Raw genomic sequence first — 20,160 nt, 5'->3', positions numbered from 1 at the left:
CCCTTCAGGAGACCGCATGTCCACCACCGCCATCACGCACCGGGTCCGGGTCCTCGCGGCGCCGGGCGACCGCCACGACGAGGTCCTCACCCCGGAGGCGCTCGACTTCGTCGGCGCCCTCGACGCGGCCTTCGCACACCGCCGCGAGGACGTCCTCAAGGAACGCCGCCGCCTGACGGGCCGCCTGGTCACGGGCACGCCCCTCGACTTCCCCGTCGCCACGTCCGCGGTCCGCGCGGACCCGCACTGGCGGGTCGCCCCGCCGGCCCCGGGCCTGGAAGACCGCCGGGTCGAGATCACCGGCCCGCCGGACCGGCGGACGGCCGTCCAGGCGCTCCACTCCGGCGCCCACGTATGGACGGCGGACTTCGCCGACGCCACCGCCCCCACCTGGGACAACGTCATCGGCGGCCAGCTGAGTCTGCTCGACGCCTGCCGGCGGCGCGTCGACCCGCCCACGCCCGGGGGCAGGGGGCACCGCCTCGTCGCGCGGCCCGCGACCCTCATGGTGCGGCCCCGCGGCTGGCACCTCGCCGAGGAGCACCTGAGGGTCGAGGGACGTGCCCCGTCCGCCTCGCTGGTCGACTTCGGGCTGTACTTCTTCCACTGCGCCCGACGGCAGGTCGACGCCGGCTCCGGACCGTACTTCTCCCTCCCCCAGCTGGAGAACCGCTACGAGGCCAGACTCTGGAACGACGTGTTCCGGCTCGCCCAGGACCTCCTCGGCATCCCCCGCGGCACGGTCCGCGCCACCGTCACCGTCGAGACGGTCACCGCCGCGTTCGAGATGGAGGAGATCCTCCACGAACTGCGCGAGCACAGCGCGGGCCTGACCGCCAGCTGCTGGAACTACCTGTTCAGCGTCATCAGGACCTTCGGCCACCGCACGGACTTCCAGCTGCCGGACCGCGCCGCGATCACCATGACCGCCCCCTTCATGCGGGCCTACACCGAGCTGCTGGTGCGCACCTGCCACCGGCGCGGCGCCCACGCCATCGGCGCCACGGCCGCCCACCTGCCGGGCGAGGACCCGACGGCCGAGCAGGCCGCCCTGGCCAGGGTGCGCCTGGACGAGAAACGGGAGGCCGAGGACGGCTTCGACGGCTCCCGGGTCGCCCACCCGGGCCTGGTCCCGGTCTGCCGCGAGGTCTTCGACGGGGTGCTGGGCGACCGCCCCCACCAGCTCGACCGCACCCGCGAGGACGTCGCCGTCACCGCCGCCGACCTCCTCGCGGTCCGCCGCTCCAGCGGCCCTCCCACGCGGGAGGGCGTCCGCGCCGACGTCGCCGTCGCCCTGCGCTGCGTCGAGGCCTGGCTGCGCGGACAGGGGGTGGTGGCCCTCCACGGCCGGCTGGAGGACGCCTCGACCGCGGAGGTCGCCCGGACCCAGCTCTGGCAGTGGCTGCGCCACCGCTCCGTCGACCGCGACGCCGTACTCGCCGTCCTCGACGCGGAGTGCGCGGCACTCGCCGCGGAACGGCCCGGCGCCCTGGTCCCCCAGGCCCGGGCGGTGCTGGAGCGCACCGCACTCGGACGGGACCTGCCGGCCTTCTTCACCGCCGACGCCTACACCCGCCACCTGGTCCGGACGGACGTGCGGTCGTGAGCGCCGCCGTCAGCAGGGTCGGGGTGGTCGGCGGTGGGCAGATGGGCGCCGGAATCGCCGAGGTCTGCGCTCGGGCCGGCCTGGACACCGTCGTCTGCGAAGCCGGCGACGCCGCGGCCCGGGCGGCCCGCGAACGCGTGGCCGTCTCACTCGAACGCGCCGTCCAGCGGGGCAAGACCGACCGGATCTCCGCCGAGCACGCCCTCACCCGGCTCGTCTTCTCCGGCACCCTCGACGACCTCGCCGACCGGCAGCTCGTCATCGAGGCCGTCACCGAGGACGCGGCGGTCAAGACCGCGACCTTCGCCGCCCTCGACAAGATCGTCGCCGATCCGGAGGCGATCCTCGCCACCAACACCTCCTCCCTGCCCGTCATGCGCCTGGCCATGGCCACCGGCCGCGCCGACCGGGTCGTCGGGCTGCACTTCTTCAACCCCGTCCCCGTCCTGCCGCTGGTGGAGGTCGTCCCCTCGCTGCACACGGCCCGGGAGACCGTGGAGACGGTGGAGGCGTTCGCCCGCGAGACGCTGGACAAGACGGTGGTCCGGTCGCAGGACCGGGCCGGTTTCGTCGTCAACGCCCTCCTGGTCCCCTACCTGCTTTCGGCCGTTCGCATGGCCGAATCCGGCTTCGCCACCGCCGCCGACGTCGACGCCGGCATGGAGCTGGGCTGCGCCCACCCCATGGGACCGCTCAGACTGGCCGACCTGATCGGGCTCGACACCGTCGCCGCCATTGCGGAAGCCCTCTACGACGAGTTCAAGGAACCCCTCTACGCCCCGCCGCCGCTGCTCCAGCGGATGGTGCAGGCAGGACGGCTGGGCCGCAAGTCCGGCCGCGGGTTCCACACGTACGACCGGGACCGATGAGGGGCCCGGTGGTGCCGCCGGGCTGAGGGGCCCGGCCGCGCGGGTGCGGGGGTGCAGCGGAGTGGTGTCCGCCGCACCCCCGTCGCGCTGCCCGCCCGGGGCCGCGGTGCGTCCCGTCTCCCCGTCCGGATCAGGGACAAGGCCTCCGGGACCGGCGTGGGACCCCGTAGGCTGGCCGGGCAGCTGGTTCGCCCCGTCCGCCAGGCGGGATGCGTCGCAAGAGGGAACCCGGTGGGAATCCGGGACTGCCCCGCAGCGGTGAGCGGGAACGACCGCCGTCACACGCACTGGGTCCGCAGGGGCCTGGGAAGCGACGGCCAGTAGGTGTCCGCCGGGTGGATCGCCCCGGCCGGCAGGTCGCCCTGGCGCTGCGCGACGAGGTGAACGACCTGGCGGCGGCCGGGACCTCCGTCATCCAGGTCGACGAGCCCGCGCTGCGCGAGACCCTGCCGCTGCGGGCGGCCAACCGCGCCGCGTACCTGGAGTGGGCGACCGGGGCGTTCCGGCTCACCACGGGCGGGGTCCGCCCGGACACCCAGGTCCACACCCACATGGGCTACGCGGAGTTCGGCGACGTCGTCCGGGCCATCGACGACCTCGACGCGGACGTCATCAGCCTGGAGGCGGCCCGCTCGCACATGCAGGTCGCGCGGGAACTCGCGGCCCACGGCCACCCCCGCGAGGCCGGCCCCGGGGTGTGGGACGTCCACAACCCCGCGTGCGAGCACGGACGAGGCGACCGCCCTGCTGCGCGGGGGACTCGAAGCCATTCCGGCGGAGCGGCTGTGGGTCAACCCGGACTGCGGTCTGAAGACCCGCGGCTGGCCCGAGACCCGCGCCTCGCTGGAGCACCTGGTCGCGGCCGCGCGCACCGTCCGCGCGGAGCTGGGCGCGTCCTGACGGCCCCGGTCCGGGAGGGCGCCGCCGCGCGCCCCCCGGACCGGCGGCGGGTCAGCGCCAGATCGTCTGCACGTTGTCGAACTGCACCCAGGTGACGGGGTTTGCGGAGTTGATGTCGAGGCGGCAGGCGTTGATGCCCTGGCTGTTGTCGCGGGCCGCGGTGGCGCGCACGTACCAGACCGGGCGGGCGCAGTCGGCCGGGCGCGTACCGGTCCTGGTGTCGGCGGTGAAGGTGCCGGTGATCTGGCCGCGGGCTTGGAGGAAGGCCGTGCCGGCGACGGTGGTCAGGCGCACCTGCGGGGTGGCCCCCGTCGCCGGGGTGGCGCCGGCCTCCAGGACGAGGTCGGGCGCGCGATCTCGGTCCGCAGCCACGTCTCACCGCCGCGCTTCTCCACACCGAGGTTGACGCCGTGCCCGAAGCCGCGCAGGTACATGTGGCCGGTGATCCGGGCGGTCTCGGTGAGGCGCGGCAGGCACAGGTCGCCGCGGGACTTGCGGGCGTGTGCCGAGGCGTCTGCTCCGCGGCGGGTGGGCCGCCCGGCGTGGCGTGCGCTACGTGAGGGGTCCCGCACCCGGACGCCGACGCCCTCCGCGCGCGGCGACCGCATGCGAAAAGCGGGTTCCCGGCTGCCTCGTCGGCAGTCGGGAACCCGCTCGGTCCGCGGGGGCATCGGGACGGTCTGCCCCGCGGAGGCCCGGCTCGACCCGCGTCAGCGGGCGGCGAGGAGGGTGAGGGTGTCGATCACTCGGTTGGAGAAGCCCCACTCGTTGTCGTACCAGGCGACCACCTTGACGTGGCGGCCGTCGACGCGGGTGAGGGCCGAGTCGAAGATCGACGAGGCGGGGTTGCCCACGATGTCGGACGACACCAGCGCGTCCTCCGAGTACTCGAGCACGCCGGCCAGCGGACCCTCCGCCGCGGCCTTGTACGCCGCCAGCACGTCCTCGCGCGTCACGTCGCGGGAGACGGTCGTGTTGAGCTCGACGATCGAACCCACCGGAACCGGAACGCGGATCGAGTCGCCGTTCAGCTTGCCGTCGAGCTGCGGCAGCACGAGGCCGATCGCCTTGGCGGCGCCGGTCGTGGTCGGGACGATGTTGACGGCGGCGGCGCGGGCGCGGCGGGGGTCGCGGTGCGGACCGTCCTGCAGGGCCTGCTCCTGCGTGTAGGCGTGCACCGTCGTCATGAAGCCGTGCTCGATCCCGGCGAGCTCGTCGAGGACGGCGGCCAGCGGCGCGAGAGCGTTGGTCGTGCACGAGGCGTTGGAGACGATCGTGTGCTCCGCCGGGTCGTACGCGTCGGTGTTCACGCCGTACGCCAGCGTCACGTCCGCGCCGTCCGACGGGGCGCTGACGAGCACCTTCTTCGCGCCTGCCTTGATGTGGGCGCGGGCGGCCCCGGCGGACGTGAAGCGGCCGGTCGACTCGAGGACGATCTCCACGCCCAGCTCGGCCCAGGGCAGCTGCTCCGGCTCGCGCTCGGCGAGGACCGTGATGCGGCGGCCGTCCACGACGAGGGTGTTCCCGTCGACGGTCACCGGGCGGCCCAGGCGGCCGGACGTCGAGTCGAACGCGAGCAGCCGCGCGAGCGTGGTGGGCTCGGAGAGGTCGTTGATGGCGACGACCTCGAGGTCGCTGTTGCGTTCGAGCAGCGCGCGGAGCACGTTGCGTCCGATGCGGCCGAATCCGTTGATGGCGATGCGAGTCATGAGCGGTGTCCCTTCTGTTCGCCATCAGATTCGCTTCCTTGATCCTCCGACGACAGTGGCGGGATCGCCATGGTTCAAAAGGATCTCGCCACACCGCGGGGGCGGGCTACTCGCCCTGGGTGAAGGTGCGGCGGTACTCGGTCGGGGTGGTGCCGAGGATGCGCTGGAAGTGCAGCCGGAGGTTCGCGCCGGTGCCGAGGCCGACGTCGGCGGCGATCTGCTCGACGCTCCGCTCCGAGCGTTCGAGCAGCTCACGGGCCCTGTCGACCCGGGCACGCATGATCCACTGCATGGGCGTGTACCCCGTGTCGTCGGCGAAGCGGCGGGAGAACGTGCGCGACGACACCGCCGCGTGCTCGGCGAGCGCCTCCAGGGTCAGGGGCTCGGCGAGCCGGCGCAGGGCCCACTCTCGGGTGGCGGCGAACCGCTCCCCCAGCGGCTCGGGCACGCTGCGGGGCAGGTACTGCGCCTGGCCGCCGCTGCGGTAGGGGGCCGCGACCAGGCGGCGGGCGGCGTGGTTCGAGGCGGCCACACCGAGGTCGGCGCGCAGGATGTGCAGGCACAGGTCGATGCCCGAGGCGGCGCCCGCGGACGTCAGCACGCTGCCCTCGTCGACGAACAGGACGTTCTCGTCGAGCCGGACGAGCGGATGTTTGGCGGCGAGCGCGCGTGCGTAGTGCCAGTGGGTCGTAGCGCGCTTGCCGTCGAGCAGGCCGGTGGCGGCGAGCGCGAACGCGCCGGTCGAGATGGCGGCGAGCCGGGCTCCCCGCGCATGGGCGGCGACCAGGGCGTCGATGACGCCCTGCGGAGGGTCCTCGCGGTCCGGGAACCGGTAGCCGGGCACGAAGACGATGTCGGCCCATGCGAGCGCGTCGAGCCCGTGGTTCACGTGGTACGAGAGACCGTCACCGCCGGTGACGAGCCCGGGGGCGGCGCCGCACACCCGCACCTCGTACGGCATGCTCGCCCGGGTGGTGAAGACCTGGGCGGGGATGCCGACGTCGAGCGGCTTCGCGCCCTCCAGGACCAGGACGGCGACGCGGTGCAGGCGGGGCTTGGACACGCCTAGAGGGTACGCGGAAGTCCGACATTCAAGCACATGTGCGACACGGTCTGCGGTGGCACCGCGCACCGGACCGGCGGTCACCGGTTGAGCCACCAGATCGCCCCGTTGAGCACGGCCGCGTACGCCACCCACAGCAGGTAGGGCAGCAGCAGGTAGGCGGCGGGCCGGTACACGCGGGCGAAGGCCGCGACGGTGAACCCGATCGACACCAGCAGCAGACAGATCTCGACCAGCGCCGCACCGTACTGCCCGGCCGCGAAGAACAGCGGTGTCCAGGCCAGGTTGAGCAGCAGCTGCACCGCCCACAGCGTGAGGGCGGGACGGCGGCCGCGGCCGTCCGCGCGGCCGTGTCGGACGACGAGCCAGGCCGCGACGGCGATCGACGCGTAGAGCACGGTCCACACCGGCCCGAAGAGCCACGCCGGCGGCGCCCAACCGGGACGCCGCAACCCGAGGTAGACATCACCGGCGTCGGCCGCCGCCAGGGCTCCGACGGCGGCGACGCCGTAGGTCAGGGCGAGGAGGGCCAGCAGCAGCGGGAGCGGCCGGGCGAGCCGGGCGCGGAGCGCTGCGGCGGTCACGGCGCAGCCGCCGGGGGTGCGGGCGGGGCGGCCCACCGGCGCGGGCGCGTCCCGGAGGGTCGTCTCATGCGGCTCACCGGCTTCCGTCGGGCGGGGCGCCCCGTCCGGACGCCCCCACCCAGCACTTCGCTCCCCGGCACGCCGGCGGATGCGCCGGTTCGGGGACGGCGCCGTCACTGGTTCTTGCGGAGCTCTTCGAGCCTCTCGGCGAAGGCCTTCGTCTCCGCGATCAGCCGGGCGCGCGCCTCGGCGCGGCTCTTGTCGCCCTGCTTCCTGAACGCCTCGCGAAAGTGCGGCTGGAGTTGGGTCCACCAGCCGTGGTCCAGCATCGCCCACGCCTGCGGGCACAGCGGGGCGCGGGACTTCGGCAGGTAGCCGGCACCGACCAGCGACCCGTCGAACCTCTTCGGGTCGCTGCCGTCGAGGTAGCAGAGGAAGTTGAAGACCCGCTGCTGGGTGACGGGGTGGTCGCTCGACAGCCCTTCGAGCGTCAGCTCGCCCTCCTTGCGGGCGAGCGCGTCGAAGACGAGCGCGGCCGCCAGCGAGGGTTGCGGCCCGGCCTCGTTGACGGTGTGGAACGAGGCGAACCCGTCGGCGGCGTCCTCCTCGAGACCGAGGTTCGGGAGCTGGAGCTGGCGCTGGAGGGCATGGCCCATCTCGTGGCCGAAGACGAACCGGGTCGACAGTGCGGTCAGATCGTCGACGTTGTACTCGTCCTCGGGGAGGAGGGCCGGACGCTTGACGGTCTTGACGACCTCGCCGGCGATGTCCCGGAGCTGGGTCAGGAACGCCGGCGGGATGTAGATCGTTCTGCCGTCGGGCTGGGTGACGGCGTCCGTGACCCCCGGCGGGACCTTGTCGGTGACCTTGACGACGAGGTCGTGCGGGAGGGCGACCGAGGTGTTCACCCAGTCCGCGAGCTGTTCGAGCGCGCGGGATTTCCGGAGGGCGTCCACCGCCGGGCGGTCCTGCGGCTTGATCGCGCCGTCCCCGTAGACGATCGTGACCTTGCCACTGCCCTCGCCGCTGCCGTCGCCCTCGTCCTTGCCCGTGCCGTCGCTGCCGGTCCAGGAGGCGACCGCGAGGCCGACGGCGAGCAGCGCCCCCACCGCAGCGGCCCGCGCGGCGGTCGACCGCCCACCACTGCTCAGCACCCCGGCCGGCTCCTTTCCAGGGCTCACACCCGACACGCGGATTATGATCGACCACCCACACGCCCGCAATAACCGCTTTGCGGCGTTTCGTCATGGGTCCAGCCGGGTGCCCGGAGCGGTGGGCACGGGTGGTGGCAGCTCCACCCGGTCTCGGCTTCGACCGGGCCGAAGCGCGGTTCCAGCGCTTCGTGCAGGCCCGAGGCCCAGGGCTTCGGCGGCGCGGACCGGGCCCACCGGCGACCTCGGCGAGCCCTGGTGCGCCGGGCGCCCCGGCCGGGTCTCGCCCCTCGGCCACGGCAGCGGGCCACCCGACGAACTGTCCCGCCGCGACGGACGGCCGGCGCGGGGGTGGGAGGGAGGCTGCGCACCAGTGCCGCCGGCCCGCTCGGGGGTGCGGCCGGAGTCCAGGGCCGCGACGGTGAAGCAGACGGCGGCCGCGAGGCCGAGGAGGAAAGCGGCCGGGTTGACATAGCGGGGGACGGAGGTCGCGTAGTCGCCGATGTCGCCGACCTCGCACACGAAGCGCAGGGGCAGGTACTCCACCCGACACGACCGCACCGGTGGCGTGCAAAGGCGTACACGGCCACCGCAACGGCCGCCTGGGCGCGGCCGGCGATCCGGAACCAGGCCCCGTTGTCGGCGCGGCGCAGCCCCCCGCCCGGGCCAGAACACCGACGGCGCGGGCCGCGAAGACGAAGGGAAAGATCAGCGCGGCCGGGACCAGGAGCAACAGGAAGCGCCTCCCGCCGCCCGCCCACTCCTTACGATCTCGCGTATGAAGATCAACTACGAGTGGCGGGGCGAGGTCGACAACGCCGCGCTCGACGCACTCCATGCCGACGGCTTCGACCTCCCGGCCGCCCGGACCGACTGGCGGGAACGGCTGGAGCGCCACAGTCTCGGCTGGGTCTGCGCGTGGGAAGGCGGGGCTCTGATCGGTTTCGTCAACGTCGTCTGGGACGGAGGCGCCCACGCCTTTCTGCTGGACACGGTGGTCGCCCGGCGCCGCCGCTCCGGCGGAGTGGGCGCCGCGCTCGTGGCGATCGCGGCCCGTGAGGCCCGTGCTGCGGGCTGTGAATGGCTGCACGTCGACTTCGAGGAGCACCTGCGCCCGTTCTACCTCGACGCGTGCCGGTTCGAGGTGACGGCGGCCGGCCTGATGGCCCTGTAAAACCGCCTCTTCGCGTTTGAAGCCGGGCGGAAGGCGCAGACGGAACGGCACAGGGTCGTTGCGTGATGAGAGCCATCGCCCCACGACCGGGCAGGAGGCCGTCGTGAAGGACCGTCGGGGGCGGCACGGACTCGGGCGGACGAAGCGCCGGGCGCTCGTCCGCCGCGCGTCCCGCACCGCCCTGCGCCCGATCGGCGTGCGGCTGACGGTGTGGGCCCTGCGCCTGTCGCTCTGGGGCCTGCGCCGGGCGCTGCGGCGCCGAGTGCGTTCTGCACTACCTGCCCGCAGGAAAGCCCGCTGAGGAGGCATAGGCGGCTCCCCACGGGGCAGCGGCTGTGAGGGGGGTCGGAGGTGAATCAGGGATGGCGACAGGCAAGAAGGCACAGAACGTCGGCAAGAACATGAAGGGCAAGGTCAAGGAAACCACCGGCAAAGCAGTCGGCAACGAGAGCATGGAAATGAAGGGGAAGGCCGAGCAGACCGCTGCCAATGCCAAGCAGGCCGGGCAGAAGGCCAAGGACGCGGCCAAGGGCACGCTGACCTGACCCTGCGCGAAGCGCGAACCGGGGGCCGCCGTCCACCGAGGACGGCGGCCCCTCTTTCTTGTGCGTGCGCCCCTCTTTCTTGCTTTCTTGGCGTGCGGGTGTGCGGTGTTCAGCGGCTCCTGCGCCGACGACGCGCTCGCGGTTCGGCCCGGTCCGCCTCCTCGTCTTCGCCTTCCTCCTCCTCTGCCTCTGCGTCCGTCTCGTCCTCGTCCGTGTCGTCCTCGTCCGTCTCGTCCTCGTCCGTCTCGTCCTCGTCCGCTTCGTCCTCTACTTCGTCGTCTGCTTCGCCGTCCTCCTCGCCTTCCTGCTCGTCGTACTCCTCGTCCGGCGGGGCTTCTTCGTCCTCGTACTCCTCGGGCTCGTCCTCCGCGGACTCCTCCTCTTCCATGGCCTCTTCGTGGGTGCGGACCACCTCGCCGTCCCGTATCTCACCCCGCCAGCCTTCGGGCTCATCGCTCGCGAGGGTGACGTGGCGCGCGAAGTGCTTGAGGTCGAGGCGCAGGCGGCGGCCCTGGGCACGCCAGAGGTTGCCCGTCTTCTCGAACAGCCCGGAGGGGTAGTACTCGACCACCACGACCACGCGGGTGAGGGAGGGGGCGAGCTCGTGGAAGCTGACGCAGCCGCGGGTCGTGCCCTTGGCGCCTTCCGAGCTCCAGACGATCCGTTCGTCGGGGACCTGCTCCTGGACGGTCGCCTTCCAGCTGCGGGTGGAGGGGCCGACCTTGACCTTCCAGTCGGAGGAGGTGTCGTCGCCCTGGGAGACGCTGCGCACGCCCTTGGCGAAACTGCTGAAGTCCTCGTACCGAGTCCACTGGTCGTACGCGGTGCGCAGCGGGACTCCTACGTCGACGGTTTCCATGATGTGGGTGGGTTTGGACCCGCTCTTGCGGGACTTTCCCTTGCCGGTCAGTCCGCTGCCGATGTCCTTGACCTTCTCCTTCAGGCCGTCGAAGGTGCTGCCCGCGGCGGCCTTGAGGGGCGAGTCGCCCTTGAGGAGCCGGCCGCCGATGTCGGCGAGGGAACCTCCGTTGTCGGCCACGTCGGAGAGCTGGTCGGTGAGGTCGCCGAGTTTGTCGGACGCCTTGTCGGCCAGTTGGTCGGCCTGCGCCGAGAGATAGCCTCCGAGTTCCTCGACCAGGTGGTTCATGGGGGACCGTGAGTTGTCGGACGTCCGTGAGCTGTGTGTCGTGGCCATGGCACTACCTCCGCGTCGACGGCTTGCGCGCCGTCGCCTTCTTCGCTGACGTCGAGGACTTCCTCGCGCCGCTGCTCCGGGCGGGCTGGCGCGCCGCGGTCTTCTTGGCCGCGGCCTTCTTGGCGGGCGGCCTGGCGGACGCGGACTTCTTGGGCCCGGCGCGGCCCGGTGACGAGCCGGCCTTCTTGGCCGGGGCCTTCCTGGCCTGCGTGCTCCGGGTGGAGGAGGAGGCGGTCTTCCTCCCCTCTGCGGCCTTCTTCTTCGCAGGTGCGGCCTTCTTCGCAGGTGCGGCCTTCTTCGCGGGCGCGGCCTTCCTCGCGGGCGCGGCCGACTTCTTCGCGGGCGCGGCCTTCTTCGCGGGCGCGGCCTTCTTCGCGGGCGCGGCCGACTTCTTCGCCGCCGTGTCCTTCTTTGCCGGGGCGGCCTTCTTTGCCGGGGCCGCCGACTTCCTACCCGTCGTCTTCCGGGCCGCGGCGCTCGTCTCCTTCGCCGGTGCGCGGCGGGATGCGGGCTTCTCGGACGCCGGGCTGCGCTCGCGGCCCGTGGAGGTACGGGCGGGCGCGGAGGTGCGTGCGCTGCTGCGGCGGGCCGGCTTGCGGGGGCGCTCCTCCTCGGGTTCTTCCTCGGGCTCCTCCTCCGGCTCTTCCTCGGACTCCTCCTCGCCCTCGGTCTCGGCCTCGCCCTCGACCTCTTCTTCGGCCCCTTCCTCAGGCTCTTCCTCAGGCTCTTCCTCGGGCTCTTCCTCGGGCTCTTCCTCTTCCTCGTCGTACGGCCCCTCGTCCTCCTCGTCGTAGGGCTGCTCTTCCTCCTCTTCCTCGTCCTCGTCCTCGTACGCCTCGTCCTCGTAAGGCTCCTCTTCGTACTCCTCGTCCTCGTCCTCGTCCCCGGCGCGCGCCTCCTCCGGCTCCTCGCGCTCACGGGTGAGTTCGAGGGTGCGCTGGTGGAGGGTGTCGGCCAGACCCGAGAGCTGGCGGTTGGCAGCAGTGGCGAGAGCCGCGCGACCCGCCTGCAGGGCTTCACCGCGGAGCTGCTCTCCGAGTTCGGCGACCTGCGGCAGCTCTCCGAGCTTGCGCAGCCCCTGTGTCATGAGCTGACCCGGTTCGAGGCCGAACCTGCGGCCGGCGAGGTAGGTCGCCAGCGACAGGGCCATGCGGCCCTTCTTCGCTCTGCCCAGTACGTAGCCACCGACTATGGCGGCTCCCAGGGCGATCTTGGTCGTGTCCTCCATCGACTTGGTCCCTTCCGCGTGGCTTCAAGGAGCGGCTGCTCACCCTGGCGCCAGATATTCGGCTTTATGTGAAGAAAGTTCCAAATGCGAGGTGTGGTGTGGCCGCATGGGGGGAGGCGTTGTAGATCCATGGAGATCTGGTTCGCGAGGGAGCACATGACCACGTCCGAACCGGCCCGCCGGCGGCGCCGCACCTCCGGGGACGAAGACGCCGAACGGCCCGCCGCCAGGCCAGCGCGCAAGCCGGCCGCCACCCGCAAGCGCGGTGCGCCCGGCGCCGCGGCGGCAATGCGGGCTGCCGCCGAGCAGCTCGCAGAACTGCTCGGCCGGCGGCCCGAGTCGGTCTCGTCCCTGAAGCCCACGGACGAGGGCTGGGAAGCGGTGGTGGAGGTGGTCGAGCTCGAACGCATCCCGGACACCACCAGCGTCATGGGTAGCTACCGGGTCGAGCTGGACGACCGGGGCGAGCTGATCTCGTACGAACGTACCCGGAGGTACAGCCGGGGCATGATCGACCGGCCGCGCGGCTGACGCCGCCACCGGCCCGGAAGGGAAGCACCATGACGGTGATGCCGCAAGGGGCGAGCGGAGGCCTCAGCCGCAGCGGCGGTGGAACGAGCAGCCTCTACGACGTCCTGGAACTCATTCTCGACCGTGGGCTGGTCATCGACGCCTTCGTGCGCGTCTCCGTGGTCGGCATCGAACTCATCAAGATCGACGCGCGGATCGTGGTCGCGAGTGTCGACACCTACCTCCGCTTCGCCGAAGCCTGCAACCGGCTCGACCTCGAAGCGGGCCGCAGCGCACCCGCCCAGCTGCCGGAGATGATGGACAAGATGATCGAGGGCGGAAGCAAGGGCAAGACCAAGGGTGCGCTCAGCGGGGCGCTGGAGGGCCTGACGCAGTCCCTGTCCGGCAAGGGCGGGGACGAGGAGGCGGAAGACGAGGACGAGGAGGAGCGCAAGGCGGAGGAACCCGAGCTGGAAGAAGCGCCTCCTCGGCGCCGGCGGCCGGTCCGGCGGACGGCGCGGCACGAGAGGGAGTGAACCGTGGCCGTTTACGTATACGCCGTCACCTTGGACGACCATCCGTGCCGGATCGACGGAATCTCCGGCGTCGGTGCGCAGGCCGCGCCCGTCCGGGTCGTCCCGGCGGACGGGCTGCGCGCCGTGGTCAGCGACATCGATGAGGAAATCCGCCCGAAACGGCGCGACGTCGCAGCCCACCAGACCGTCCAGAACCGCCTCTTGGCCGACGGGACGCCGCTCCCGCTGCAGTTCGGCTACACCGCGCCCGACGACGACGCCGTCCGCCAGGCGCTGCGGGAGCAGGGCGGCATGTACCGCGCGGCATTGGAACGCGTGCAGGGTTGCGCCGAGTACAACGTGAAGGCGTCCCGGGAGCAGGACCACTTGTTGCGCGAGATCCTGGACGCTTCGCCCGAGGCGCGCAGGCTCAACGAGGAGATCCTCGCCGGATCCCAGGACCCGCGCCTGCCCCTGGAACTGGGGCGCCTGATCGCCGAGGAGGTCGACCTGCGGCATGCGGCCGCGGCGGCGGACCTGGTCGGGGCGCTGGTGCCGCTCGGCAGGGACCACGCCCTCCACACCCCGAGCGGTGAGGACTTCCTCAACCTGTCCCTGCTCGTGCCTTTCGGTGACGAAAAACCCCTGCTGAGGGCGCACGCCGAGCTCACCCAGAACAGCGACAGCGGCCTGGCGATACGGCTGACGGGGCCGCTGCCCCCGTACAGCTTCGTGCCGTGAGGCCCCCACCCGAACCGAGGAAGGAACCTCCGCGATGGGCCTGCTGGAGAAACTGATCACCTCGCCCCTGCTGCCGGTACGGGCCGTGCTCTGGGCAGCGCAGCAGGTGGCGGACAAGGCCGAGGCCGAGTACTACGACCCGGCCCCCGTCTGGGCGCAGCTCACCGAGCTGGAGCGGCAGCTCGGTGCCGGAGAGATCGACGAGGAGACCTTCGAACGCGAGGAGGACCTGCTGATCGACCGGCTCGCCGAAATCGACAGGTACCGCAGCGGCGAGCCGTGACGGGACCGGAGCAGACGACTGGGAGGCGAGATACGTGACGAACCCCCTGGACCGCAGATTCGGCACGGGTCCCGCGATGGCGGGCTACCCCCCGAGCTCCTCGGCCAGTCTGGCCGACATCCTGGAGCGCGTGCTGGACAAGGGCATCGTCATCGCCGGCGACATCCGCATCAACCTGCTCGACATCGAGCTCCTGACCATCAAACTGCGGATCCTCATCGCCTCGGTGGACAAGGCCAAGGAGATGGGCATCGACTGGTGGGAGCACGACGCGTCGCTCTCCTCCGGTCACCGCGACGAGTCGCTGGCCGAAGAGAACCGGCGCCTGCGCGCCGAGCTCGCGCAGGCGCGCCGCGAGGGACTCACCGATGCCGGACCGCTGCCCGACGCCCTGGGAGTCGGGCAGGAGGAGCGCTCCTCCCGGGCCCGCGGTACGGCGGAGCGGAGGGCCGAGCCGTGACCGCCCCCACCGCCCCCGACGGCCCCACCCTCACCTACGTGTACGCCGTCACGCCCCCGGCGCCCGGTCTCGGCGAGTCCCTCGAGGGTCTGGCCGGGGTGGCGGACAGCCCCGTCGCGCTGCTCGTGCCCACCGGCGGGGGAACGGCCGCGCCCGTCGCCTTCGTCGTCAGCGACGTCCCCCGCGCCGAGTGGGCGGAAGAGGTGCTCAGGGAGCGCTTCGAGGACCTGCGCTGGCTGGAGGACACCGCGCGCGCCCACCACCGCGTGATCGAGGCCCTCGCGGCGCGCACCACCGTCCTGCCCCTGCGGCTGGCCACCCTCTACGCGGACCGGGCCCGGGCGTTGCAGGCGCTGGAGGAGCAGGGCCAGGACTTCGCCGACCAGCTGGCCCGGCTCAGCGCCCACACCGAGTACGGCGTCAAGGTCTACGTACGTCCCTCTCCGCCCGCCGGCACCACCTCCCCCGCGGGCCCGGCGACGCCCGAACCCGCGGCCGGACCCGCCCCGGCCGGTGCCGGCAGGGCCTACCTCCGGGCACGACGTGCCCAGCACGAGGCCCGCGAGGGCCACTACCGCCAGGCGCAACTGGCCGCCGACCGCATCGCCGGCATCGCCCTGCGGTGCGCGGCCCAGCAGGTGCGCCATTCCCCGCAGGCCGGCCCCCTCGCCGCGGGGGCCGACGGGGAGAACGTCCTCAACGACGCCTTCCTCGTCCCCGACGACCGGGCCGAGGCCTTCCGGACGGCGGTCCGCGGCGCGGCCGAGGACCTTCCCGGAATCCGCCTGGAGGTGACCGGCCCCTGGGCGCCGTACTCCTTCGCCGCCGCGCCGCCGGCTCCCCCTGCGCCATGAACCAGCACGCCGGCGAGGAACGCCTCGACCGCGTCGACCGTCACGACCGCGGCGAACTCGCCCTGCCCGGCCGGCAGGTCGCGCTCGTCGACCTCCTCGACCGGCTGCTGGCCGGAGGCGTCGTCATCACCGGCGACATCGTCCTGTCCATCGCGGACATCGACCTGGTCAGGATCTCCCTGCGCGCCCTGATCAGCTCCGTGAGCACGGCCGACGCTCCCTGGCCGGCTCCGGAACGGCGGGCAGCACCATGAGCCGTGAGACCCCCGACCGGCCGCAGCCCGCCGCCCCGGCCCACGTCCCCTCCCCCGCCCCCGATCTGCGGGCGGTCGGGGGCGCCATGGCCGATGCGGTGCGGCTGCTGCCGGCGTCCCCGGCCGACGCACCGCCTTCGGGGCCTTCCCGCGGCCACCGCATCCGCACCGGACCCGAGACGGTCGAGGAGGACCTCGTCAGGCTCGTGCTGACCGTGGTCGAACTCCTCCGGCAGCTCATCGAACGGCAGGCGATCCGCCGCGTCGAAGCCGGCGGCCTCAGTGACGCGCAGGAGGAGGAGCTCGGGGCCACGCTCCTCGCCCTCCACGACCGCATGACGGAGCTGTGCGCCCGGCACGGCTGCACCCTCGACGACCTGAACCTGGACCTGGGCCCGCTCGGCCCCCTGCTCGCGCCGCCCGAACCCTGAGGGTGTTCCCCCCCGGGCCGGAGTAGGCGCACGGTGACGAGAGAGGTGCGGACATGAGCACCAGCGAGAAGATCAAGGCCCAGGCCGAGCAGGTGATCGGAAAGGCCGTGAGGAAGGCGGCGCACGCCGTGGGGAACAGGACCACGGAGGCCAAGGGGGCCGCGTTGGAGGCCCGCGGCAAGGCCCGGCAGACGAAGGAGGCGGGAAAGGACGCGTTCCGGCACTGAGCGGTGGGCTCCCCCGAACGGGGGCGGTCCGCGTGTCCCCCGCGCGTCGCTCGGCCGGGTGGCGGCGGGAGGGGGCAGGGTCGGGTGCATGATGCGGAAGCGTGTGATCGTGTCGGGCAGGGTGCAGGGGGTGTTCTTCCGCGACAGCTGCCGGAGCGCCGCCCTGGAGCAGGGGGTGGCCGGCTGGGTGCGCAACCTGCCCGGCGGGGAGGTGGAGGCGCTGTTCGAGGGGGACGAGGAAGCCGTCGCCCGGATGGTCCGGTGGATGCACGCCGGACCGCCGGCGGCCGCGGTCCTCAACGTCGAGGTGTACGAGGAGCCGGCGTCCGGCCCGGGGGCGGCCGCCGAGGGGTTCGCGGTGAGCCCCACACCGCCCGAGCGCCCCTGACGACGGGGCATGGCGGTGCCTCAGTCGGACAGTTCGGCCCGCCAGGCCCGCGGCCACCGCCCGGACGGCGGTGGCACGCCGTTGATGCCGAGGTCGCGGCGCGCGGACGCGTAGAAGGCGTCCCGCGCCGCGCTCGCCAGCTGGTGGGCCTTGGTCCACTGCCCCGCCTCGGCGGAGGCTTCCCGTACCAGCAGCTCTATGGTCCAGATCGTCTCGTGCCAGCGGCGCGCCGCCGCGATCGTCTCCGCGTCCCCCACCAGCAGGACGGATTCCCACTCGGTCGCGCGGCGCGACTCCGCCTCGGCCAGCTGGACGAGTCCCTCCGCCGGCGCCAGGGGGTCGGCCACGTCGGCGAAGCCGAGGGCCGCTCCGATGCGCTGGGCGACGCGCAGTTGGGCCTTGAGGGCGTTGGCGTAGCGGGCGTAGGTCTCGAAGCGCTTCTCGTCCCAGCGTTCCTCGCGCTGCCGCTTCCACCTGCGGCGCTCGGTCAGGCTCTGCGTCGCGTACGAGGCCGCCGAGCCGATCACGACGCCCGCCAGCGCGGGCAGTTGGTCCCAGAGCATCCGTCCCCCCCTTGGACGATCCCGTGGCCGCGCGGGTGAGCCGCGGCACGGTCTGGGGGTCCCTACCCAGGAACGCGTTCCGCCCACCCCGGGCGACGGTCAGCGTTTGAGGTAGGCCAGCACGGCCAGTACCCGCCGGTTGTCGTCCGCGGAGGCGCTGATCCGCAGCTTGGCGAAGATGCTCGCGGTGTGCTTGGCGACGGCGCTCTCGCTGATGTGCAGGCCGTTCGCTATCGCGGCGTTCGACCTGCCCTCCGCCATCAGTTCCAGCACGTCGCGTTCGCGCGGGGTCAGGCCGCCGATCGTTCCGCGGGCGTCGCCGCGCGCCAGCAGTCGGGAGATGACCTGCGGGTCCATCACCGTGCCGCCGGCGGCGACGCGGCGGACCGCGTCGACGAACTGCTCCGTATTGGTCACCCGGTCCTTCAGGAGGTACCCGACGGCGCCCTCTCCCCCGGCCAGCAGTTCGTTCGCGTAGAGCTGCTCCACGTACTGGGAGAGAACGAGGACCGGCAGCCCGGGCCTGCGGCGGCGGGCGTCCAGGGCGGCCTGGAGGCCCTCGTCGGTGAAGGTCGGCGGCAGCCGTACGTCCACCACCGCGACGTCGGGCGCCGCGTCCCCCTCGGCGAGCAGCGCGCGCCGGAGGGACGGCCCGTTGTCGACGGCGACGACCTCGCAGCCGTGCTCCCGGAGGGTGCGGGTGAGCCCGTCCCTCAGGAGGAAGAGGTCTTCGGCGAGGACAACGCGCACGGTATCTCCATCGTCACGGTGGTCGGTCCGCCCCGGGGGCTGTGCAGGGCGAGGGTTCCGTCGAAGGTATCCAACCGCTGCCGTACGCCTGCCAGTCCGGTGCCCCGGGACGGGTCGGCGCCGCCGTGCCCGTCGTCGGTGACGGTGATGCGCAGCAGGCCGTCGCCGTGGGCGAGGGCGATGCGGACCTCGCGGGCGCCCGAGTGCTTGGCCGCGTTGGTCAGCGCCTCGCTCACGGCGAAGTAGGCGGCGGTTTCCACGGGCGCCTGCAGCCGGCCGGGCAGCCGCGCCTCGACGTGGACGTCGAGGAAGCTGTCGAGGGCCAGCGACCGGACCGCGTCGCCGAGGCCGCGGTCGGCGAGGACCGGCGGGTGGATGCCGTGGACCAGGGTGCGCAGGTCCTGCAGGGCCCGCTCCGAGGTGCTGCGGACGTCCAGGAGGAGTTCGCGCGCCGCCGCCGGATCGGCGTCCAGCAGGCGGGTGGCCCGGTCTAGGGTCATGCCCAGGGCGACCAGGCGGGCCTGTGCCCCGTCGTGCAGGTCCCGTTCGATGCGCCGCAGTTCGGCGGCCAGGGTGTCGAGGGCGCGGCCGCGGGTGTCGGTGAGCTGCTCGATCCGCCGGGTCAGCCGGGTGGTGCGGGGTTCCGCGAGCAGCCGGCGGCTCAGGCGTGCGTGCAGCCGGAGCGCGGCGGGCGCCGTGTGCAGGCCGGCGGCGACGAAGGCGAGCCCCAGCACGAGCGCGGCGAGCATGGTGGCGGTGGTGTGCACGGGGACGAAGGCGTACCAGTTGCCGTCGTTGATCCGGCGCCAGACGAACGGCTGCACCAGCGCGCCGAACACCCCGTACCAGGCCAGGGAGAGGGGTACGGCGACCAGGAGGCCCCCCGTCACCGGCTCCAGCCATGCCCACGCCAGGTCGCGCCAGAACCCGTCGTCGGCCAGGATGCGGCGCGACCGCCCGCGGGCGGTCGAGTCGCGGTCGGCGGCGGGCAGCGGGTCGGGCGGGCCGATCCGGACTCCCGTCCAGGCCGTGGCCCGCGTCCGGGAGCGGTCGGACAGGGCGCGCAGGGCCAGGGCGGCGGGCGGGAGCAGCCGGAAGCCGAGGCCCACGGGCAGCAGGAGGACGGCGAGCACCACCAGCGAGCCGGTCGCCGACACGGCGAGGGCGTGCAGGCTCGCCAGCTGGCAGCGGCCGAGGGCGACGTACGCACGGACCGGGGCCGGAACCGGAGCCGGGCCCGGAGCGGGGGTGGTGGCGCGTCCGCGGCTGCGGACGGCGCGCGGTCTATCGGACATCTTCCATGATCGTGGTGAGCCTATCCGGCGCCGGATCCGTCTGCGCGGGCCGCCCCCGGCGCACGCCCGACCACGTCCACAGCGCGGCTGCCGTCAGACCGGACACGCCGAACAGCACCATGGGGGTCACGGTGCCGGACTCCTCGTCCATGCAGAGCAGCATGCCGAGGTTGACCAGGGCGTGGAAGCCGCCCGCGAGGAGCAGCCGGGACGCGCCCGTCCCGTCGAGCGCCCAGCCCAGCACGACCGAAAGGGACACCGCGCCCACCAGGAACCCGGCGGCGTAGAGGGGGTGTTGGGCGAAGACCTGGACGTGCCAGAGGCCCCACACCGAGCCGACGGCCACGGAGGCTCCCAGGGGGCCGAAGCGGGGGCGCAGCAACGGCTGGAGGAGGCAGCGCCAGCCGATCTCCTCGGCGCAGGCACCGATCAGCTGCGCCACGGCGATCAGGGCGAACGGGGCGTCGGGGCGGACCGGCCGCCCGTCCCCGCCGAGGGCCGCGTACGCGGCGGCGCCGGCCGCGATGACGAGCGGTGCGGTCAGGAGCAGCAGGGCCCCGCGGCCGCCGGGGCGGGTCGGGCCGCCCGCGAGCAGCGCCCGTACGCGCCGCGGCCACAGCAGGGCGGCGACGCCGACCCCCAGGGCGGGCCCGAACTGCGTCAGCTGGATGATCTCGGCGGGTATCCGTGTCGCGGGCTGGGCGGCGCCCAGCAGGCCGGCCGCCGGAAAGGCGACGGCCAGGAAGCAGACCGTCACCCTGATGTCCACAGGTGTCATTCGCATGACACCGACGATGCCGCCCCGCAGGACCGCGTCCGCTGCGCCTGGCTACCGGACCGGGGTGTACCCAGGTACACCCCGGTC

General features: G+C 73.2%; 27 protein-coding genes, 1 pseudogene and 1 riboswitch. Of the genes and pseudogenes, 16 read left to right on the top strand and 12 right to left on the bottom strand.

Going from position 1 to position 20,160, the window contains the following annotated elements; all coding sequences use genetic code 11:
- Positions 1-16 precede the first annotated feature (16 nt).
- From aceB to ACSHWO_RS32795, 3 genes and pseudogenes are all read left to right on the top strand, one after another.
- Positions 17-1,606 carry a malate synthase A gene (gene aceB, locus ACSHWO_RS32805; RefSeq protein ID WP_438317916.1) on the top strand — a complete coding sequence of 530 codons (1,590 nt, stop codon included), beginning with the start codon at positions 17-19 and terminating at the stop codon, positions 1,604-1,606.
- Positions 1,603-2,475, top strand: a complete 873-nt coding sequence (locus tag ACSHWO_RS32800; RefSeq protein WP_438317913.1) for a 3-hydroxybutyryl-CoA dehydrogenase — start codon at positions 1,603-1,605, stop codon at positions 2,473-2,475. The genes aceB and ACSHWO_RS32800 overlap by 4 nt, the downstream gene beginning before the upstream one ends.
- A 222-nt stretch (positions 2,476-2,697) precedes the next feature.
- Positions 2,698-2,820, top strand: a riboswitch (cobalamin riboswitch).
- A 2-nt stretch (positions 2,821-2,822) separates the two neighbouring features.
- Positions 2,823-3,375 (top strand): annotated as a pseudogene (locus ACSHWO_RS32795) (5-methyltetrahydropteroyltriglutamate--homocysteine S-methyltransferase); the annotation flags it as partial.
- A gap of 51 nt (positions 3,376-3,426) precedes the next feature.
- On the opposite strand, the gene ACSHWO_RS32790 reads toward ACSHWO_RS32795, so the two are convergent.
- From ACSHWO_RS32790 to ACSHWO_RS32765, 6 genes are all read right to left on the bottom strand, one after another.
- Entirely contained in the window at positions 3,427-3,747 is a 321-nt protein-coding gene (locus tag ACSHWO_RS32790) for a hypothetical protein (RefSeq protein WP_438317910.1), read from the bottom strand.
- A 338-nt stretch (positions 3,748-4,085) separates the two neighbouring features.
- Positions 4,086-5,084 (bottom strand): type I glyceraldehyde-3-phosphate dehydrogenase, encoded by a 999-nt coding sequence (gene gap, locus ACSHWO_RS32785; RefSeq protein ID WP_361087328.1) that lies wholly within the window; start codon positions 5,082-5,084, stop codon positions 4,086-4,088.
- 106 nt (positions 5,085-5,190) lie between these two features.
- Positions 5,191-6,147, bottom strand: coding sequence for a GlxA family transcriptional regulator (locus ACSHWO_RS32780; RefSeq protein WP_438317907.1), 957 nt, complete (start codon positions 6,145-6,147; stop codon positions 5,191-5,193).
- An 80-nt stretch (positions 6,148-6,227) separates the two neighbouring features.
- Positions 6,228-6,731 (bottom strand): TspO/MBR family protein, encoded by a 504-nt coding sequence (locus tag ACSHWO_RS32775; protein WP_438317904.1) that lies wholly within the window; start codon positions 6,729-6,731, stop codon positions 6,228-6,230.
- Positions 6,732-6,904: 173 nt separating this feature from the next.
- Entirely contained in the window at positions 6,905-7,885 is a 981-nt protein-coding gene (locus ACSHWO_RS32770; protein WP_438317901.1) for a DUF4344 domain-containing metallopeptidase, read from the bottom strand.
- A 90-nt stretch (positions 7,886-7,975) separates the two neighbouring features.
- The gene (locus ACSHWO_RS32765; RefSeq protein ID WP_438317898.1) at positions 7,976-8,428 is read right to left on the bottom strand and encodes a hypothetical protein; all 453 of its coding nucleotides are present in this window, start codon (positions 8,426-8,428) and stop codon (positions 7,976-7,978) included.
- Positions 8,429-8,660: 232 nt separating this feature from the next.
- Here ACSHWO_RS32765 and ACSHWO_RS32760 point away from each other — a divergent pair, with 232 nt between their 5' ends.
- The 3 genes from ACSHWO_RS32760 to ACSHWO_RS32750 all read left to right on the top strand — a co-directional run bounded on the left by ACSHWO_RS32760 (position 8,661) and on the right by ACSHWO_RS32750 (position 9,601).
- Complete coding sequence (locus ACSHWO_RS32760; protein WP_438317895.1) at positions 8,661-9,056, top strand: GNAT family N-acetyltransferase; 396 nt, start codon at positions 8,661-8,663, stop codon at positions 9,054-9,056.
- A gap of 103 nt (positions 9,057-9,159) precedes the next feature.
- The gene (locus ACSHWO_RS32755; protein WP_438317892.1) at positions 9,160-9,357 is read left to right on the top strand and encodes a hypothetical protein; all 198 of its coding nucleotides are present in this window, start codon (positions 9,160-9,162) and stop codon (positions 9,355-9,357) included.
- Between the two features lie 61 nt (positions 9,358-9,418).
- On the top strand, positions 9,419-9,601 hold the full coding sequence (locus ACSHWO_RS32750) for a CsbD family protein (protein WP_361087310.1): 183 nt from the start codon (positions 9,419-9,421) through the stop codon (positions 9,599-9,601).
- A 109-nt stretch (positions 9,602-9,710) separates the two neighbouring features.
- On the opposite strand, the gene ACSHWO_RS32745 is transcribed toward ACSHWO_RS32750, so the two are convergent.
- On the bottom strand, positions 9,711-10,796 hold the full coding sequence (locus ACSHWO_RS32745) for an SRPBCC family protein (protein ID WP_438317888.1): 1,086 nt from the start codon (positions 10,794-10,796) through the stop codon (positions 9,711-9,713).
- A 4-nt stretch (positions 10,797-10,800) separates the two neighbouring features.
- Positions 10,801-12,024, bottom strand: coding sequence for a histone protein (locus ACSHWO_RS32740; RefSeq protein WP_438317885.1), 1,224 nt, complete (start codon positions 12,022-12,024; stop codon positions 10,801-10,803).
- A gap of 156 nt (positions 12,025-12,180) precedes the next feature.
- Between ACSHWO_RS32740 and gvpO the strand changes: the two genes are divergently transcribed.
- The 10 genes from gvpO to ACSHWO_RS32690 all read left to right on the top strand — a co-directional run bounded on the left by gvpO (position 12,181) and on the right by ACSHWO_RS32690 (position 16,687).
- A complete protein-coding gene (gvpO, locus tag ACSHWO_RS32735; protein ID WP_438317882.1) occupies positions 12,181-12,555 on the top strand; it encodes a gas vesicle protein GvpO in 375 nt (124 codons plus the stop codon).
- A gap of 29 nt (positions 12,556-12,584) precedes the next feature.
- Positions 12,585-13,070 (top strand): gas vesicle protein GvpJ, encoded by a 486-nt coding sequence (gene gvpJ / locus ACSHWO_RS32730; protein ID WP_438317879.1) that lies wholly within the window; start codon positions 12,585-12,587, stop codon positions 13,068-13,070.
- A gap of 3 nt (positions 13,071-13,073) precedes the next feature.
- Entirely contained in the window at positions 13,074-13,790 is a 717-nt protein-coding gene (locus tag ACSHWO_RS32725; protein WP_438317876.1) for a GvpL/GvpF family gas vesicle protein, read from the top strand.
- A 34-nt stretch (positions 13,791-13,824) separates the two neighbouring features.
- Positions 13,825-14,073 carry a gas vesicle protein GvpG gene (locus tag ACSHWO_RS32720; RefSeq protein WP_438317873.1) on the top strand — a complete coding sequence of 83 codons (249 nt, stop codon included), beginning with the start codon at positions 13,825-13,827 and terminating at the stop codon, positions 14,071-14,073.
- A 76-nt stretch (positions 14,074-14,149) separates the two neighbouring features.
- Positions 14,150-14,533 carry a gas vesicle protein gene (locus ACSHWO_RS32715; RefSeq protein WP_361087505.1) on the top strand — a complete coding sequence of 128 codons (384 nt, stop codon included), beginning with the start codon at positions 14,150-14,152 and terminating at the stop codon, positions 14,531-14,533.
- Positions 14,530-15,387: a GvpL/GvpF family gas vesicle protein gene (locus ACSHWO_RS32710; RefSeq protein ID WP_438317870.1), complete on the top strand. Its 858-nt coding sequence runs from the start codon at positions 14,530-14,532 to the stop codon at positions 15,385-15,387. Before ACSHWO_RS32715 ends, ACSHWO_RS32710 begins: the two co-directional genes overlap by 4 nt.
- The gene (locus tag ACSHWO_RS32705) at positions 15,384-15,641 is read left to right on the top strand and encodes a gas vesicle protein (RefSeq protein WP_438317867.1); all 258 of its coding nucleotides are present in this window, start codon (positions 15,384-15,386) and stop codon (positions 15,639-15,641) included. The genes ACSHWO_RS32710 and ACSHWO_RS32705 overlap by 4 nt, the downstream gene beginning before the upstream one ends.
- Positions 15,638-16,072, top strand: coding sequence for a gas vesicle protein K (locus tag ACSHWO_RS32700; protein ID WP_385848849.1), 435 nt, complete (start codon positions 15,638-15,640; stop codon positions 16,070-16,072). The genes ACSHWO_RS32705 and ACSHWO_RS32700 overlap by 4 nt, the downstream gene beginning before the upstream one ends.
- A 53-nt stretch (positions 16,073-16,125) precedes the next feature.
- On the top strand, positions 16,126-16,299 hold the full coding sequence (locus ACSHWO_RS32695) for a hypothetical protein (RefSeq protein WP_385848850.1): 174 nt from the start codon (positions 16,126-16,128) through the stop codon (positions 16,297-16,299).
- A gap of 88 nt (positions 16,300-16,387) precedes the next feature.
- Complete coding sequence (locus tag ACSHWO_RS32690) at positions 16,388-16,687, top strand: acylphosphatase (protein WP_438317864.1); 300 nt, start codon at positions 16,388-16,390, stop codon at positions 16,685-16,687.
- A gap of 20 nt (positions 16,688-16,707) precedes the next feature.
- Here the strand turns inward: ACSHWO_RS32690 and ACSHWO_RS32685 are convergent, their stop codons facing one another.
- The 4 genes from ACSHWO_RS32685 to ACSHWO_RS32670 all read right to left on the bottom strand — a co-directional run bounded on the left by ACSHWO_RS32685 (position 16,708) and on the right by ACSHWO_RS32670 (position 20,079).
- Positions 16,708-17,250: a hypothetical protein gene (locus tag ACSHWO_RS32685; protein ID WP_438317861.1), complete on the bottom strand. Its 543-nt coding sequence runs from the start codon at positions 17,248-17,250 to the stop codon at positions 16,708-16,710.
- A 99-nt stretch (positions 17,251-17,349) separates the two neighbouring features.
- On the bottom strand, positions 17,350-18,000 hold the full coding sequence (locus ACSHWO_RS32680; RefSeq protein WP_438317858.1) for a response regulator transcription factor: 651 nt from the start codon (positions 17,998-18,000) through the stop codon (positions 17,350-17,352).
- Positions 17,964-19,295: a sensor histidine kinase gene (locus ACSHWO_RS32675; protein ID WP_438317855.1), complete on the bottom strand. Its 1,332-nt coding sequence runs from the start codon at positions 19,293-19,295 to the stop codon at positions 17,964-17,966. Before ACSHWO_RS32675 ends, ACSHWO_RS32680 begins: the two co-directional genes overlap by 37 nt.
- Positions 19,285-20,079 (bottom strand): CPBP family intramembrane glutamic endopeptidase, encoded by a 795-nt coding sequence (locus ACSHWO_RS32670; protein WP_438317852.1) that lies wholly within the window; start codon positions 20,077-20,079, stop codon positions 19,285-19,287. Before ACSHWO_RS32670 ends, ACSHWO_RS32675 begins: the two co-directional genes overlap by 11 nt.
- Positions 20,080-20,160: the final 81 nt, after the last annotated feature.

It is taken from the genome of Streptomyces pallidus (ex Mingjun et al. 2026) (assembly GCF_051550185.1).
GTDB lineage: Bacteria > Actinomycetota > Actinomycetes > Streptomycetales > Streptomycetaceae > Streptomyces.
The sequence above is the reverse complement of the archived record's forward strand: the minus strand, read 5'-3'. Positions and strand labels throughout refer to the sequence as shown.

What these genes read in the sequence shown, in the direction of transcription:
- ACSHWO_RS32705 (WP_438317867.1), top strand. Translation starts at nt 15,384, where the DNA reads ATGAACCAGCACGCCGGCGAGGAACGCCTCGACCGCGTCGACCGTCAC.
- ACSHWO_RS32670 (WP_438317852.1), bottom strand. Translation starts at nt 20,079, where the DNA reads ATGCGAATGACACCTGTGGACATCAGGGTGACGGTCTGCTTCCTGGCC.
- ACSHWO_RS32715 (WP_361087505.1), top strand. Translation starts at nt 14,150, where the DNA reads ATGGCGGGCTACCCCCCGAGCTCCTCGGCCAGTCTGGCCGACATCCTG.
- ACSHWO_RS32695 (WP_385848850.1), top strand. Translation starts at nt 16,126, where the DNA reads ATGAGCACCAGCGAGAAGATCAAGGCCCAGGCCGAGCAGGTGATCGGA.
- ACSHWO_RS32690 (WP_438317864.1), top strand. Translation starts at nt 16,388, where the DNA reads ATGATGCGGAAGCGTGTGATCGTGTCGGGCAGGGTGCAGGGGGTGTTC.
- ACSHWO_RS32750 (WP_361087310.1), top strand. Translation starts at nt 9,419, where the DNA reads ATGGCGACAGGCAAGAAGGCACAGAACGTCGGCAAGAACATGAAGGGC.
- ACSHWO_RS32760 (WP_438317895.1), top strand. Translation starts at nt 8,661, where the DNA reads ATGAAGATCAACTACGAGTGGCGGGGCGAGGTCGACAACGCCGCGCTC.
- gvpO (WP_438317882.1), top strand. Translation starts at nt 12,181, where the DNA reads ATGACCACGTCCGAACCGGCCCGCCGGCGGCGCCGCACCTCCGGGGAC.
- ACSHWO_RS32700 (WP_385848849.1), top strand. Translation starts at nt 15,638, where the DNA reads ATGAGCCGTGAGACCCCCGACCGGCCGCAGCCCGCCGCCCCGGCCCAC.
- gvpJ (WP_438317879.1), top strand. Translation starts at nt 12,585, where the DNA reads ATGACGGTGATGCCGCAAGGGGCGAGCGGAGGCCTCAGCCGCAGCGGC.
- ACSHWO_RS32745 (WP_438317888.1), bottom strand. Translation starts at nt 10,796, where the DNA reads ATGGCCACGACACACAGCTCACGGACGTCCGACAACTCACGGTCCCCC.
- aceB (WP_438317916.1), top strand. Translation starts at nt 17, where the DNA reads ATGTCCACCACCGCCATCACGCACCGGGTCCGGGTCCTCGCGGCGCCG.
- gap (WP_361087328.1), bottom strand. Translation starts at nt 5,084, where the DNA reads ATGACTCGCATCGCCATCAACGGATTCGGCCGCATCGGACGCAACGTG.
- ACSHWO_RS32685 (WP_438317861.1), bottom strand. Translation starts at nt 17,250, where the DNA reads ATGCTCTGGGACCAACTGCCCGCGCTGGCGGGCGTCGTGATCGGCTCG.
- ACSHWO_RS32740 (WP_438317885.1), bottom strand. Translation starts at nt 12,024, where the DNA reads ATGGAGGACACGACCAAGATCGCCCTGGGAGCCGCCATAGTCGGTGGC.
- ACSHWO_RS32675 (WP_438317855.1), bottom strand. Translation starts at nt 19,295, where the DNA reads ATGTCCGATAGACCGCGCGCCGTCCGCAGCCGCGGACGCGCCACCACC.
- ACSHWO_RS32720 (WP_438317873.1), top strand. Translation starts at nt 13,825, where the DNA reads ATGGGCCTGCTGGAGAAACTGATCACCTCGCCCCTGCTGCCGGTACGG.